Origin of the sequence: Labrenzia sp. 011, assembly GCF_003075075.1 — a bacterium.
In the GTDB taxonomy this organism is placed as follows: Bacteria; Pseudomonadota; Alphaproteobacteria; order Rhizobiales; family Stappiaceae; genus Roseibium.
Genome location: NZ_QCYM01000006.1, coordinates 97,745 through 111,122, shown reverse-complemented (window position 1 = coordinate 111,122; position 13,378 = coordinate 97,745). Strand labels below are relative to the sequence as shown.

Genomic DNA, 13,378 nt, shown 5'->3' with positions numbered 1-13,378 from the left:
GAGACCTCAGAGTTTGAACGGGATATACAGCGCCAGGTCGGTCCATACGTAGAGAATGGCCGCCGAAAACAGCATCAGGAGCAGGAACGGCAGCACGCCGCGCGACACATCCGTCAGACTGGCCTTGGCAACCGACTGGATGACATAGAGATTGAGTCCGACCGGCGGCGTGATCAGCGCGCATTCCACCATCACCACCATGAAAACACCGAACCAGATCGGGTCGAACCCGAGCAGCATCGCCGCCGGCAACAGCACCGGTGTCATGATCAGGACCATCGACAGCGCCTCGAAGACCAGTCCCATGATCAGAAGCACCACCGAAACCACCAGGATGAAGCCAAGTTGCGTGTCGATGTTCTGGCCGATGAAGACCGAAATCTCCTGCGGAATCCGGTAGAGCGTGATCGCCTTGCCGAACACCTTGGCGCCGGCGACGATCAGAAGGATGGCGACGGTCGTCGCCATGCTCTCGAAAATCGCCTCGCGAAAGCCGGTCCAGTTCAGCCGGCGCATCGCCAGCGTGATCACCAGTGCACCGGCAAGGCCCAGCGCGGCCGCCTCTGTCGGCGTTGCCGCACCGGTATAGATCACCCCGATGACATAGGCGGCCAGCACGACCGCCGGCAGGGCCCGCAGCGTCGCCCGGAACCGTTCGGGCCATTCCGTCGCCGGTTCCGGCGTGAACCCGCCAAACCAGCGCGCATAGATCATGGAAAAGGCAATGAACAGCACCACCAGCAGGATTCCCGGCCCGATACCGGCCAGAAACAGATCCAGCACCGACTGTTCGGTAACGAAGGCATAAACGATCATCGGAATGGAGGGCGGGATCAGAATGCCAAGGGTGCCGCCGGCGGCGAGCAGCCCATAGACGAACCGCCGCTCATAGCCGCGGCTGATCATTTCCGGGATCGCAACGGTGCCGATGGTCGCCGCCGTGGCGACGGAAGACCCGGAAATCGCCGCGAAGATACCGCAGGAGATGATGGTGGCAATCGCAAGGCCGCCGGGCCAATGACCGACCCAGGCGTGAACCGCCGCGAACAGGTCCCGGCCGACCCCTCCCTTCAGCAGAATGTTCGACATCAGCAGGAACAGCGGCACGGCCAGCAGGATGAAGCCGTCGAGAGTCGACAGGATCGCCTGGGGCGCCATCAGCGGTGAAAACCCGCCCAGCATCAGCAGGGCCAGACCAAGTCCGGCCAGCGCAAAGGCCACCGGCACCCGGATCAGCAGCAGCGCGAACAGCGCAACGAGAATGAGCACGACCGTCATGCCGAAGCCCCGCCGTCCCGGTTGTCTTTCAGGTCGCCATATGAAGCGGGTGTGCGCGCCAGTTCGATCAGCGCCTGCACGAACAGCAGCGAAAATCCGAACGGGATCGCCAGTTCAGAGACCCAGGTCGGCATGTCCAGCATGGAACCGGTGGTGCGTCCGCGTTCGAAGGACTCAAGGAAGATGTCGCCACCCTTCCAGGCAACCATGGCGCTCAGCAGCGCAATGGCGGCCATCGACAGCACCCGGCAGACAGTGCGCGCGCGCGGACCCATCCTGTCGGTCATGACATCAACGGCAATGTGATGGTTGGCCTGAAGCAGCCAGGGCATGGCGATCATGGTTCCCCAGATCAGGCAGAGCTGGGACAGTTCCGCAGCCCAGATGGTCGGGGCCACGAACAGGTACCGCGCCGTGACCTCATAGGTCAGCATGGCACCGGCAGCGAAAAACAGCAGCGCCGCGATCCAGGCCAGCGCCTTCAACAGATGAGAAAAGGGTTTCATGACATTTCCCGGCACCGGGACCTGCGGCCACCGGAGGGTTCAGAAAGAAAGGATACCGGCGGCGGCCGGGAAACATCCGGTCGCCGCCCAAAGATGTCGAGTTCGCGTCAGAGTTTCTGAGCCGCGTCCATCACCTTCTTGCCGAGGGGGCCGGATTTTTCGATATAGGCATCGTAAACCGGCTGGCTGACTTCTTTCCAGGCTTTCATCTCATCCTCTGACGGGGTGTAGATGGTCATGCCGTTCTTCTCGGCTTCCGCATAGGCTGCGGCCTCGATCTTGGACATCCGGTCCCGCACATCCGCCTCGGCTTTCAGCGCCGCGGCGTGGATGATTTCCCTGTGCTCTTCCGGCAGTCCGTTCCAGAAGTCCGTGTTCACCACGACGATGAACTCGATATCGGCGTTGTTGGTCACGGTGATCGTGTCCATCACCTCCCACAGCTTGCGGGATTTCACACCGGAAACGCCCGTCATGCCGATATCCACCGTACCACGCTGATAGGCCAGATATTGTTCGGAACCGGAAATCAGCGTCGGTGCACCCTCGGCAACCGTAACGAAATCGCCAAGCGTCTTGCCGAAGACACGGACCTTCTTGCCCTTCATGTCGGCCGGCGTCTTGACCGGGCCGCCGTTGGAAATCATGATCGCCCCGCCATAGGCCTGCCACCACAACACAGTGGAGCCGGTTTCCGCGATCGCCTCATCGAGCGGTCCGCGTACCGGCGAGCCCGGCGCCACGGCCGCACGTACCTTTTCTTCCGTATCGAAGAGGAACGGCTGGTAGAAGATATCAACCGCGGCCACGTCGCCGACATAGCGCGTCAGCGAAGCAACACCCATCTCGATGGTCCCGGAGCCGACGGCCGCCGGGACTTCCTTGTCCTTGAAGAGCTGCGCGGAATCGTAGATTTCAACGGCGATATCGCCATTCGAGGTCTTTTCCACCTCTTCCTTGAAGAGCTGAAGGTTCTGACCCAGGTGGCTCGTCAGCGGCAATTGCAGCGAAATGCGCAGGGTCGTGTCGGCGGCCTGTGCCGACCCGGCTGACAGGCCGAGGGCCACTGCGGCGCCAAGCGCCCAGGAAAATGCTTTCATATTATTATTCCTCCCAAAAAGCCTTTCGCTTCAGTCACGAAAGATTCCGGCAGCCACTCTTGCAAAAGCCGATTTCTGGGTCAATACGCCTCAAAGAACGTGCAAGCGGGACTGTCTGCACCCTCAACGCTATCCGGAACCTTGCATTTTGCGATGCACAAGCAGATAAAACCCCATCTGAAACCGCACGACTGCCCTGCAGACAGCCGTCCATCCCGGATGCTCGGTAAATGAATTTTCGAGCCATTGCCCTGCCGATCGGCCGTTTGCTCATCCTGATTTCCCTGTTGATGATCCTTCCCGCGGTTGCCGACGCATTCGCGGCCAATCCCGATTGGCGGGTCTTTCTCGTCTCCGGCCTCGTGCTGGGAACCGCCGGTGTTCTGACGACAATGGCCTTTCGCGGAGAACGTCCACCGATTCATTTTCGCGAAGCGATCCTGTTCGTGAACGCCGCCTGGTTTGCTTTTTCCCTCGCCGGAGCCGTCCCCTTCTATTTCAGCGGCCTGGGCATCAGCTTTACGGATGCCTTTTTCGAAACGGTCTCCGGACTGACGACGACCGGTTCCACGGTTCTGACCGGCCTCGACCGTTTTCCGCCGGGCATCCTGCTGTGGCGCGGCCTGTTGCAATGGATCGGGGGAATTGGCGTCATCGCCCTCGGAATCTGGCTGCTGCCGGGCCTGAGGGTGGGCGGAAGCCAGCTGTTTGCGCTGGAATCCTCTGAAAAGACCAGCAAGCCCTACGGCCAGATCGCGCCATTCGTCTATCGGCTGCTACTGCTTTACGGCACCCTGACATTCAGCTGCCTGCTGCTCTACCGGCTCTGCGGAATGAGTTTCTTCAATGCCGTCATCCATGCCATGACCACGGTGTCCACCGGCGGCTTTTCCACCTCGGATCAGTCCTTCGGCCAGTTTCCCGGCATCGCCGTCTACTGGGTCGCGACCGTGTTCATGCTGCTGTCGAGCGTACCGTTCCTGTATCTGATCAGAAGCCTGGAACGCCGGCAGTTCGACCGGGACGCCCAGATCGGCTTTCTGTTTTTCTTCGTGACCGCCGCATCTCTGGGGGTCTTTTACTTCGAACGCTTCATCGTCCATGACACACCGCTCCACATGTTCACCCTGGCGGTTTTCAATGTCGTGTCCGTCATCACCACCACCGGCTATGCGGCCAACGATTACCTGCAGTTCGGGCCGGCGGTGATCGCGATCTTTTTCGTGCTGACCTTCTTCGGCGGCTGCAGCGGCTCCACGGCCGGCGGTTTCAAGATGTTCCGCGTGGCGATCCTCCTCAGCTACATCCGCTCGCTCCTGCGCAGGTTCGTCCGCCCGCACCGGGTCGCCGAACCGCGGTATCAGGGTCATGCCGTGTCCGGCAATGTTCTTGAGGGAATTCTGGTCTTCGCGGTGCTCTACACAGGCACATTCGCGGCATTTTCCGTCATCTACATGATGCTGGAACTCGATCTGGAGACCGCCCTGAGCGCCTCGATCACCGCACTGGCGAATGTCGGTCCCGGCGTCGGCAACATCATCGGTCCCTCCGGAACCTTTCAGTCACTGCCGGACGTGGCCAAATGGTTCCTGGCCGTGGAAATGATCATCGGACGGCTTGAGATCATCGCGGCGTTTCTGCTCCTGACCCCCGATTTCTGGCTCGACTGACCGCACCGGAAGACCACCGCCGGACAGTGTGTCCGGCGGTGGTCCCGGTCAGGCAATCCGGCTGTGCGCACAGCAGAGGAGGTGATTGCCCGAAACAGAAATTACGGCTGGACGGCTTCGAATTCGTCCGGGTCCAGGAGGCTGTCCTGGTTCATGTCGGCGGCGTTGAAGACATCTTCGGACAGGCTCGGCACGGCAGCCGAGATTTCTTCGAAGGTGACGAACCCGTCCTGATTGCTGTCGACAGCATCAAACGACATGCCCTGGGCGAGCGCCGCGGTGGACACCGTGAACGCACCGACAAGAAGAGCAGCTGTAAGACGTTTGGACATGATTTAACCTCCAAGGGTTTGGTTTCCCGGGCTTTTCCGCGCTATTGAGCGTTGATCGGCGCCCGTTGTTCCGTCCGTCCGGCGAGCCCCTGCGACCCGCTGAACCGGAACGGGCTGACAGTGCTTCGGGATCCCGACGGCCAAAAGGCCGCTCCGGGGAAAACTCGCGGCATTGTTGTGACTGACAATCCTGCTCAGCCATCGGTTGGTCAAATTAATGTCATTTTTGACGATTTCAGGCGGATTTTGGACTGCGCCTGAGCGTCTGTCCTTACACCGGCAGGACTCTCAGCGTGAACCGAAGATCGCCGAGCCAACCCGCACGCAGGTGGCGCCGAAGCCGATGGCCACCCTGTAGTCGGACGACATGCCCATGGAGAGCTGGCTCAGTCCGTTGCGGCCGGCGATCTTTTCCAGAAGCGCGAAATGTTCACCCGGAGCCTCGTCCACCGGCGGAATGCACATCAGACCGACGATATCCAGACCGATTTCGTCCCGGCAGTCCTTCACGAAGGCATCGACCTCCTTCGGCGCAATGCCCGCCTTTTGCGGCTCCTCGCCCGTATTGACCTGGATGAAACACGGAAGCTGCCGTCCCTGTCTGTCCATTTCCGCTTTCAGCGCCCTGGCGATTTTCGGCCGATCGATCGTGTGAATCACATCGAAGGTCGCAACCGCCTCCTTTGCCTTGTTCGATTGCAGAGGGCCGATGAGGTGCAGCTCGACCCCGTCATACTCTGCGCGCAGCCCCGGCCATTTGCCCATCGCCTCCTGGACCCGGTTTTCACCGAACACCCGCTGGCCGGCCTCAAGAACCGGAAGGATCGCCTCCGCGTCAAAGGTCTTCGAAACCGCGATCAGGGTGACCGCCCCTTCCCCTCGGCCGCAGGCAGTCTCGGCATTGCGGATATCGGCCTTTATCTCTTCCAGACGATCGGTTGCGGACACCATGAAATGCTCCAGTTGGACGGCGATTGTGATCCAGGTCCCCTTGCCGGCGACGGGACGAGAGGCCGGAACCGGCCCTGTCCCTCTTAGCAGATTCATGAAATTCTCTTCAAACCCTTCTTCGACGCCCCGTCTCCCTGCCGGAAAGCCCCCCGGAACTGCCGTTGATATTACGCATTTGTTCATTTGTTTTGCCCACGATCCACCGCATGAACCACTACAACTCCCTGCATCCCGAATGACCGCATTCGGACTGCGCGCATTTGCCGTTGTCCTCGCGCTCGCTTTGCAGGGCGTCGCTGCGAAGTCGGAGACCTTCACCTTCGCGATCGGTGACTGGCCGCCCTTCACGTCCCCCGGGGCTCCCGGCTTCGGACAGCACGCGCAGAAGGTTCGCGAGACTTTCCAGGCAGCCGGACATGACGTGCGCTTCGAGTTCTTTCCCTGGCTCCGGTCTTTCGAGATGACCCGCCACGGCAGCATGCCGGCGACTTTTTCCTGGATCTTCGAAGAGGAAAGAGCGGAGGATTTCCTCTATCCGGAAACGCCCATAGACTTGGCCCGATACGTCTATTTCTACCGCCGGGACCGGTTTCCGGACGGTCTGGAGGCCATGAGCTTCGAGGATATCAAGGCCCGAGGACTGACCGTCGTCGGCATTCCCGGATACTGGTACCAGGCACCGCTGGAAAAGACCGGAGTAGTCTTTCAGGCGGTCCCGGAGGAAGCGCGGGCATGGAACATGCTCGCCCACGGCCGGGCGGACGTTTATATCGAGATAGACCGTGTCGGCCAGCGCCACAGCCGCTCCATCCTGGAGGACGCGGCGGCATCCATCGCCATGTCCGAACCGATCCGCGTCTTTCCGCTTTATGTTCTTTTCAGCAGGACCCACCCGGACGGGCTGCGAATGAAGAATATCTGGGATGCATTCGCGAACCGGCCGCGCATTTCTTCCGCCCGACCGGCCATCCGGTAGCTTTACGAATGCGGCATTGCGACATAAACAGGCAACAGCGAGATCAATCTCCTCTCACATGTTGACCCCGGGCCCGATTTCTGGTGACAGTCCGGCAGTCAATCATTCAGGAATTCCGCCGGTTCAGGCGGCAGGAACAGACGGCGCATTTGATGGCAACGGAACGGTATAACGCGCGCGAAGTGGAAGCGCGCTGGCAGAAGATCTGGAACGACAAGGACGTTTTCGTCACCCACAATGACGATCCGCGCGAAAAATATTACGTCCTGGAAATGTTCCCCTATCCGTCCGGCCGTATTCACATGGGCCATGTGCGCAACTATGCCATGGGCGACGTCGTCGCCCGCTACAAGCGCGCCAGGGGATTCAACGTTCTTCATCCGATGGGCTGGGATGCCTTCGGCATGCCGGCGGAAAACGCCGCGATGCAGAACAAGGTCCACCCGAAGGACTGGACTTACGAAAACATCGCCGCCATGCGCGACCAGCTCAAGATCATGGGTCTGTCCCTCGACTGGAGCCGGGAATTCGCGACCTGCGATGTCGGATATTACACCCAGCAGCAGCGGCTCTTCCTGAAATTTCTCGAAGCCGGGCTCGTCTACCGCAAGAACGCCAAGGTTAACTGGGACCCGGTCGACATGACCGTGCTCGCCAACGAACAGGTGATCGACGGGCGCGGATGGCGTTCCGGCGCGCTTGTCGAGCAGCGTGAACTGACCCAGTGGTTCTTCCGCATTTCCGATTATTCGGAAGAGCTTCTGGAAGCCATCGACTCTCTGGACCGCTGGCCGGACAAGGTCCGCCTGATGCAGAAGAACTGGATCGGCCGCTCCGAAGGCCTGCGCATCCGCTTCGAGTTCACCCGTCCGGCGCCGACCGGCGACAAGACCCTCGAGATCTTCACAACGCGCCCGGACACCCTGTTCGGCGCATCTTTCATGGGTCTTTCCCCCGATCACCCCATCTCGGTGAGCCTCGCGGAGGACAATCCGGAGCTCAAGGCCTTCATCGAGGAATGCCGCCGGGTCGGAACCTCCGAAGAAGCTATTGAAAAGGCAGAGAAAAAGGGTATCGATACCGGGCTTCGCGTCAAGCATCCCCTCGACAGCTCCATCGAGCTGCCGGTCTATGTCGCCAACTTCATCCTGATGGACTACGGCACCGGTGCGATCTTCGCCTGTCCGGCCCATGATCAGCGCGACCTCGATTTTGCCCGCAAATACGGCCTTCCGGTCAAACCGGTCATCCTGCCGAACGGGGCCGATCCGGCAACTTTCGAGATCGGCGACGACGCCTTTACCGATGAAGGCACCATCTTCAATTCGGATTTCATGGACGGTCTGCCCATTCCCGAGGCCAAGGAAGCCATTGCCGCCAGGCTGGAGGCCGTCACGGTGGACGGTGCCCCGCAGGCCGCACGCCAGGTGAACTACCGCCTGCGCGATTGGGGCATCTCGCGCCAGCGCTACTGGGGCTGCCCGATCCCGATCATCCACTGCGACGATTGCGGGGTTGTTCCGGAAAAGGACGAGAACCTGCCGGTCGAACTGCCGGAAGACATCAATTTCGACAAGCCCGGCAATCCGCTCGACCGCCATCCGACCTGGCGAGAGACCACCTGCCCGAAATGCGGCAAGCCGGCGAAGCGCGAAACCGACACCATGGATACCTTCGTGGATTCCTCCTGGTATTTCGCCCGCTTCACCGCCCCGGACTGCGACCAGCCGACTGACCCGGAGGCCGCCAACGGCTGGCTGCCGGTCGACCAGTATATCGGCGGCATCGAGCACGCGATCCTGCACCTGCTCTATTCCCGCTTTTTCACCCGGGCGATGCAGAAGGTCGGCGCGCTCGACCTGAAGGAACCTTTCAAGGGACTTTTCACCCAGGGCATGGTCACGCACGAGACCTATCGTCTCGGAGAAGGCGCCAACAGCCGCTGGGTCTCCCCCGCCGAAATCCGTATCGAGGATACCGACGGCGGACGGCGGGCCGTTCTGCTGGAAAGCGGCGATGAAGTCGCCATCGGCTCGATCGAAAAGATGTCGAAGTCGAAAAAGAACACCGTCGACCCGACCGACATCATCGACACCTACGGCGCCGATACGGCCCGCTGGTTCATGCTGTCCGACAGTCCCCCGGAACGCGATGTCATCTGGACGGAAGACGGCGTTCAGGGTGCCTGGCGCTTCGTGCAGCGTGTCTGGCGCCTGATCGGCGACATAGCGGAAAAGAGTGAACCGCGCGGTGGCAAGGCCCCTGAAGTTGCCGGCAAGGCGCTGGAACTGCGCCGCGCCAGCCACAAGACCCTGGCCGCGGTTTCCGGCGATCTCGAGTCCCTCGGGTTCAACCGTGCGGTGGCAAGGCTCTACGAGTTTGTCAACACGATCGGCAAGGCTCTCCATGACGGCATTGACGAAACCGCGATGGAATATGCGGTCCGTGAGGCAGCCGATTTTCTGGTCCATATGATGGCACCGATGATGCCGCATCTGGCGGAGGAATGCTGGTCGGCCCTCGGTCACGACAACCTGATATCGGAAGCCGGCTGGCCGGAAGCGGACGAGGCGCTTCTTGTCGAGGATTCGGTCACCTACCCGATCCAGATCAACGGAAAGCGGCGCGGCGAACTGACCATTGCAAAAGAGGCTTCCAAAGAGGAGGTCGAAGCGGCTACCTTGGCGCTTGATATCGTCCAGAAGGCACTGGCCGGAAATTCGCCGAAGAAGCTCATCGTGGTACCGCAAAGGATCGTGAATGTCGTTGTCTGACAACATCTTCGAGAGCAGCAACCTGCTCCGCCGCGTTGCCCTTTGCGCCGCCTTCGGACTGGCCATGACCTTGAGTGCATGCCAGGTACGCCCCCTTTACGGCTCCGGCACGGGTGAGTTCGGCACCACCTCCTCGCCTGTCACCACGGAGATGGCGGCGATCGATCTCGATTCCATCGACAGCAAGTTCGCCAACGAGGACGCCTCCCGCGTCCTCTACAACGAACTCACCTACCGGTTTGAACGCGGCGCGGGATCGCCGGCCAAGAGATACCGCCTGAAGATCCTGATGGATGTGGGAAATTCGGAAGTCGGTGTCGAACAGTTCGCGGATGTTCCCTCCGCCTACACCACCACGATGAACACGACCTTTGTTCTCAGCGATATCAACTCCGACGAAACGCTCATGACGGGCCGCGCCTTCAAATCCGCATCCTATGATTTTTCCGATCAGCGTTTCGCCAACCAGCGGGCCTATCGGAATGCGCAGGAACGGGTCGCAAAGGCGGTTGCCGATGATATCGCGGCCCGGATCGCCGGCTATTTCGCCAGCCGGTCCTAGGTTGGACGCCGACCCGGGCCCCGTGAACCGGCCTGTTTGGAAGTGCCGAACAATCCTCCGCGATCATCCGGTCACGGAGATGTCGAGAAAACCAGCCAACTGAGGAGCCCACCGGTCTTGACCGTCCTGAAAGCCGGGGAAATCGACCGATACCTTGCCAATCCGCCCGCAAGTGGCGGTGTCGTGCTGATTTTCGGTCCCGACACGGGGCTTGTCTCCGAACGCGCGGCCCGGCTGGTGAAAAAGGCTACCGAAGGCGATGACGACCCCTTCAACCTCATCAAGATCGACGCATCGGACATCAGCTCGGATCCGAATCGACTGATCGACGAAGTCCTGACAGTGCCGCTTTTCGGCGGACGGCGGATCGTCTGGGTGAAGGACGCCAGCGGGAAAAACCTCAATCCGGCCGTGGACCCGGTTCTCAAGCTCGAGGACTGGCAGACCCTCGTCGTTCTGGAGGCCGGCGACATCAAGAAGGGTGTCGGCCTGCGGAAACTCATCGAAACGCACAAGCGGGCCATCGCACTGCCCTGCTATGCGGACAACGATCGTGGCATCGACCAGTTGATCGACGAGGAGACACGGGAAGCCGGTCTGACGATTACCCGCGAGGCGCGATCGGCACTGCACAGCCTGCTGGGCGGCGACCGTATGGCCAGCCGCGGTGAGCTCAAGAAACTCTGCCTCTATACCCTCGGCAAGGGCCGCATCGAGAGCGAGGATATCGAAGCCATTATCGGCGACGCCTCGGCCTTTGAAACATCCGAACTCATCGATGCCGCCGCCTCGGGCAACCTCGGCCTGCTCGATCACGGGCTTGAACGTCTGGCCGAGGCCGGTTCCAAGGCTTCGGTGATCGCCAATCAGGCGCTGAAACATTTTCAGCAATTGCACCGGATGCGAATCGATATCGACCAGGGCAAAAATGCCCAGCAGGTCATCGATTCGCAGCGCCCGCCGGTCTTCTTCACGCGCAAGGCAGGTTTCGCGCAGCAGCTCAGAATCTGGTCCCTGAAGGATCTGGAGCGCGCGATGGGTATCCTGGGAGAAGCCACAAGGATCTCGCGCCTGAACGATCCTCTCGGCGTCCCTGTGCTGTCCGAAGCCCTGCTGACGCTGGGGCGGGCTGCAAGGGCCCGCAACCAGCGGCGATAACGGCACACGCGGACCGGCTCCGGCGCTGACCCCGAGCCATCGTGCTGTCGCGACTTCACCCGGTCTCTCTCTCAGCGGTATCGTTTTCCCGACACGATGACGGGCCGATACCCCTGTTTCCGGTCGCAATTCAGCTCGGCGGCAAGAAACAAAACCCTGCCCCGACCCACCTGAGAAACATGCAGGAAAAGCGGTCGATGGCAGACCCTTGCGCGTCTGGTCCCTAACGGGTTTCGACGCCGAGTTTGCGGCACAGCTCATCGAGCTGTTCGAGAGAGGTGTACTTGATTTTGAGGTCGCCGGTTTCCTTGCCCGGCTTGTGACCCACACTCACCTTGAGACCCAGCGTGTCGCTGAGGCGTTTTTCCAGCGCCTTGGTATCGGCATCCTTTTGCGGCTTCTCGCCGGGAGTTTTTTCGCCCTTCATCCTGGAAAGCGCATCCGGATCCTGGGAGATCTTTTCCGCGTCGCGAACCGTCAGGCCCTTCTCGACGATCAGCTCGGCCAGCGCCGCGGGGTCTTCCACGGTGATCAGGGCCCGCGCATGCCCGGCGGTCAGAAGTCCTTCGGCCAGATAGTCCTTCACCGAATTCGGAAGCTTGAGCAGACGCATCGTGTTGGCGACATGGCTGCGGCTCTTGCCGATCACCTTTGCCAGCTCACCCTGGCTGTAGCTGAAATCGGCTGTGAGCTGCTCGTAGCCCATCGCTTCCTCGATCGGATTCAGGTCGGCGCGCTGAACGTTTTCAATGATGGCAAGCTCAAGCGCTTCCTGGTCGGTGACGTCCCGGATGATGATCGGCGCCTCATGCAGGCCCGCACGCTGCGCCGCCCGCCAGCGGCGTTCCCCGGCGATAATCTCGAAGCGATCGGCCTTGCCTGCCGCCGGCCGCACGAGGATCGGCTGGACAATGCCCTTTGCCTTCAGGGATTCGGCAAGGTCCGCAAGATCCTTCTCGGTAAAGGTCTTGCGTGGGTTACGCGGATTCGGTTCGATATGCTCGATCGGCACCTTGCGCGTATCACGAATGAATTTTTCCGGCGGCGGCGCGGCTTCCGGAGCAGAATCTCCGATCAGGGCCGCAAGTCCACGGCCCAAACGCTTGTTCTTGACCTCTTTTTCCGCCATACCGCACCTTTTTTCTTCTTATATATCAATATCTTATAACGTCACAGCCTCCCAGGAAGCCGTCACGCACCTTTTCCGACAATTCGGTTCCGATTCGAACCGGCTCAGGCAGCAACCCGCCGCAACTCCCGTTCACGCTGAATGATCTCGGAGGCAAGGCGCAGATAGGCCTGGCTGCCTGCGCATTTCAGATCATAAAGCAGGGCCGGTTTGCCGTAGGACGGTGCTTCCGAAATGCGGACGTTCCGAGGGATGATTGTATCGTAAACCGCATCGCCCATGGTCTCGCGCACATCGGCAACCACCTGGCTGGAAAGATTGTTGCGGCTGTCATACATGGTCAGGACAATGCCATGAATGCTCAGCTCCGGATTGAGGGCGTTCTTCACCTGCTCCACCGTGCTGAGCAACTGGCTGAGACCTTCCAGCGCGAAGAATTCGCACTGCAGCGGCACCAGGATCGAATGCGACGCGGACAGGGCGTTGATCGTCAGGAGGTTAAGGGACGGCGGACAATCGATGAGAACATAGCTGAAGCCGATTTCCTGAAACAGCCGTGACTTGGTCAGCGACTCGATCGCAGCCCGCAACCGGAAGGCCCGGTCGCTGGTCGACGCGATCTCAAGTTCCAGCCCCAGAAGATCCATGGTCGACGGCGCAACCCAAAGCCGTTGTACGGTGGTTTCACGTACGGCTTCCGCAAGCGAGCAGTCGCCGCTCAGCACCTCATAGGTCGACAGACCACGATCCCGCCGCTCGATACCGAGCCCGGTCGACGCGTTGCCCTGGGGATCGAGATCGATCACCAGAACCTTTTCCCCGATGGCGGCGAGCGCCGTCCCGAGGTTGATGGCCGTCGTGGTTTTACCCACGCCGCCCTTCTGGTTCGCAAGCGCGAGAACGCGCGGTGTTTCGGGAAGCATGTTCATTGCCACCACACCT

12 protein-coding genes are annotated in these 13,378 nt (G+C 60.7%); 5 read left to right on the top strand and 7 right to left on the bottom strand.

Annotated elements, in window-relative coordinates; genetic code table 11:
- Positions 1 to 6 precede the first annotated feature (6 nt).
- The 3 genes from DCO57_RS09055 to dctP all read right to left on the bottom strand — a co-directional run bounded on the left by DCO57_RS09055 (position 7) and on the right by dctP (position 2,884).
- Complete coding sequence (locus tag DCO57_RS09055) at positions 7 to 1,278, bottom strand: TRAP transporter large permease (RefSeq protein WP_116698555.1); 1,272 nt, start codon at positions 1,276 to 1,278, stop codon at positions 7 to 9.
- The gene (locus DCO57_RS09050) at positions 1,275 to 1,784 is read right to left on the bottom strand and encodes a TRAP transporter small permease (RefSeq protein ID WP_116698554.1); all 510 of its coding nucleotides are present in this window, start codon (positions 1,782 to 1,784) and stop codon (positions 1,275 to 1,277) included. Before DCO57_RS09050 ends, DCO57_RS09055 begins: the two co-directional genes overlap by 4 nt.
- Positions 1,785 to 1,891: 107 nt before the next feature.
- Positions 1,892 to 2,884: a TRAP transporter substrate-binding protein DctP gene (gene dctP, locus DCO57_RS09045; protein WP_116698553.1), complete on the bottom strand. Its 993-nt coding sequence runs from the start codon at positions 2,882 to 2,884 to the stop codon at positions 1,892 to 1,894.
- 230 nt (positions 2,885 to 3,114) lie between these two features.
- Here dctP and DCO57_RS09040 point away from each other — a divergent pair, with 230 nt between their 5' ends.
- Positions 3,115 to 4,554 carry a TrkH family potassium uptake protein gene (locus DCO57_RS09040; RefSeq protein WP_208977863.1) on the top strand — a complete coding sequence of 480 codons (1,440 nt, stop codon included), beginning with the start codon at positions 3,115 to 3,117 and terminating at the stop codon, positions 4,552 to 4,554.
- Between the two features lie 101 nt (positions 4,555 to 4,655).
- Here the strand turns inward: DCO57_RS09040 and DCO57_RS09035 are convergent, their stop codons facing one another.
- Both DCO57_RS09035 and DCO57_RS09030 read right to left on the bottom strand, forming a co-directional pair.
- Positions 4,656 to 4,886, bottom strand: coding sequence for a hypothetical protein (locus tag DCO57_RS09035; RefSeq protein ID WP_116698552.1), 231 nt, complete (start codon positions 4,884 to 4,886; stop codon positions 4,656 to 4,658).
- Between the two features lie 288 nt (positions 4,887 to 5,174).
- A complete protein-coding gene (locus DCO57_RS09030) occupies positions 5,175 to 5,837 on the bottom strand; it encodes a YggS family pyridoxal phosphate-dependent enzyme (protein WP_116698660.1) in 663 nt (220 codons plus the stop codon).
- A 235-nt stretch (positions 5,838 to 6,072) separates the two neighbouring features.
- Between DCO57_RS09030 and DCO57_RS09025 the strand changes: the two genes are divergently transcribed.
- From DCO57_RS09025 to holA, 4 genes are all read left to right on the top strand, one after another.
- On the top strand, positions 6,073 to 6,813 hold the full coding sequence (locus DCO57_RS09025) for a hypothetical protein (RefSeq protein WP_116698551.1): 741 nt from the start codon (positions 6,073 to 6,075) through the stop codon (positions 6,811 to 6,813).
- Positions 6,814 to 6,965: 152 nt separating this feature from the next.
- A complete protein-coding gene (gene leuS, locus DCO57_RS09020; RefSeq protein WP_116698659.1) occupies positions 6,966 to 9,587 on the top strand; it encodes a leucine--tRNA ligase in 2,622 nt (873 codons plus the stop codon).
- The gene (locus tag DCO57_RS09015) at positions 9,574 to 10,149 is read left to right on the top strand and encodes a hypothetical protein (protein ID WP_208977862.1); all 576 of its coding nucleotides are present in this window, start codon (positions 9,574 to 9,576) and stop codon (positions 10,147 to 10,149) included. The genes leuS and DCO57_RS09015 overlap by 14 nt, the downstream gene beginning before the upstream one ends.
- Positions 10,150 to 10,266: 117 nt before the next feature.
- Positions 10,267 to 11,307 (top strand): DNA polymerase III subunit delta, encoded by a 1,041-nt coding sequence (gene holA / locus DCO57_RS09010; RefSeq protein ID WP_116698550.1) that lies wholly within the window; start codon positions 10,267 to 10,269, stop codon positions 11,305 to 11,307.
- 223 nt (positions 11,308 to 11,530) lie between these two features.
- Here the strand turns inward: holA and DCO57_RS09005 are convergent, their stop codons facing one another.
- Positions 11,531 to 12,436 (bottom strand): ParB/RepB/Spo0J family partition protein, encoded by a 906-nt coding sequence (locus DCO57_RS09005; RefSeq protein ID WP_116698549.1) that lies wholly within the window; start codon positions 12,434 to 12,436, stop codon positions 11,531 to 11,533.
- A 104-nt stretch (positions 12,437 to 12,540) separates the two neighbouring features.
- Positions 12,541 to 13,365, bottom strand: coding sequence for a ParA family protein (locus DCO57_RS09000; RefSeq protein ID WP_116698548.1), 825 nt, complete (start codon positions 13,363 to 13,365; stop codon positions 12,541 to 12,543).
- Between the last annotated feature and the right edge of the window lie 13 nt (positions 13,366 to 13,378).

Excerpts from the sequence above, each read along its gene's own strand:
- DCO57_RS09015 (WP_208977862.1), top strand. The coding sequence starts at position 9,574 with ATGTCGTTGTCTGACAACATCTTCGAGAGCAGCAACCTGCTCCGCCGC.
- DCO57_RS09040 (WP_208977863.1), top strand. The coding sequence starts at position 3,115 with ATGAATTTTCGAGCCATTGCCCTGCCGATCGGCCGTTTGCTCATCCTG.
- DCO57_RS09055 (WP_116698555.1), bottom strand. The coding sequence starts at position 1,278 with ATGACGGTCGTGCTCATTCTCGTTGCGCTGTTCGCGCTGCTGCTGATC.
- DCO57_RS09050 (WP_116698554.1), bottom strand. The coding sequence starts at position 1,784 with ATGAAACCCTTTTCTCATCTGTTGAAGGCGCTGGCCTGGATCGCGGCG.
- leuS (WP_116698659.1), top strand. The coding sequence starts at position 6,966 with ATGGCAACGGAACGGTATAACGCGCGCGAAGTGGAAGCGCGCTGGCAG.
- DCO57_RS09005 (WP_116698549.1), bottom strand. The coding sequence starts at position 12,436 with ATGGCGGAAAAAGAGGTCAAGAACAAGCGTTTGGGCCGTGGACTTGCG.
- DCO57_RS09025 (WP_116698551.1), top strand. The coding sequence starts at position 6,073 with ATGACCGCATTCGGACTGCGCGCATTTGCCGTTGTCCTCGCGCTCGCT.
- DCO57_RS09035 (WP_116698552.1), bottom strand. The coding sequence starts at position 4,886 with ATGTCCAAACGTCTTACAGCTGCTCTTCTTGTCGGTGCGTTCACGGTG.
- dctP (WP_116698553.1), bottom strand. The coding sequence starts at position 2,884 with ATGAAAGCATTTTCCTGGGCGCTTGGCGCCGCAGTGGCCCTCGGCCTG.
- DCO57_RS09000 (WP_116698548.1), bottom strand. The coding sequence starts at position 13,365 with ATGAACATGCTTCCCGAAACACCGCGCGTTCTCGCGCTTGCGAACCAG.
- DCO57_RS09030 (WP_116698660.1), bottom strand. The coding sequence starts at position 5,837 with ATGGTGTCCGCAACCGATCGTCTGGAAGAGATAAAGGCCGATATCCGC.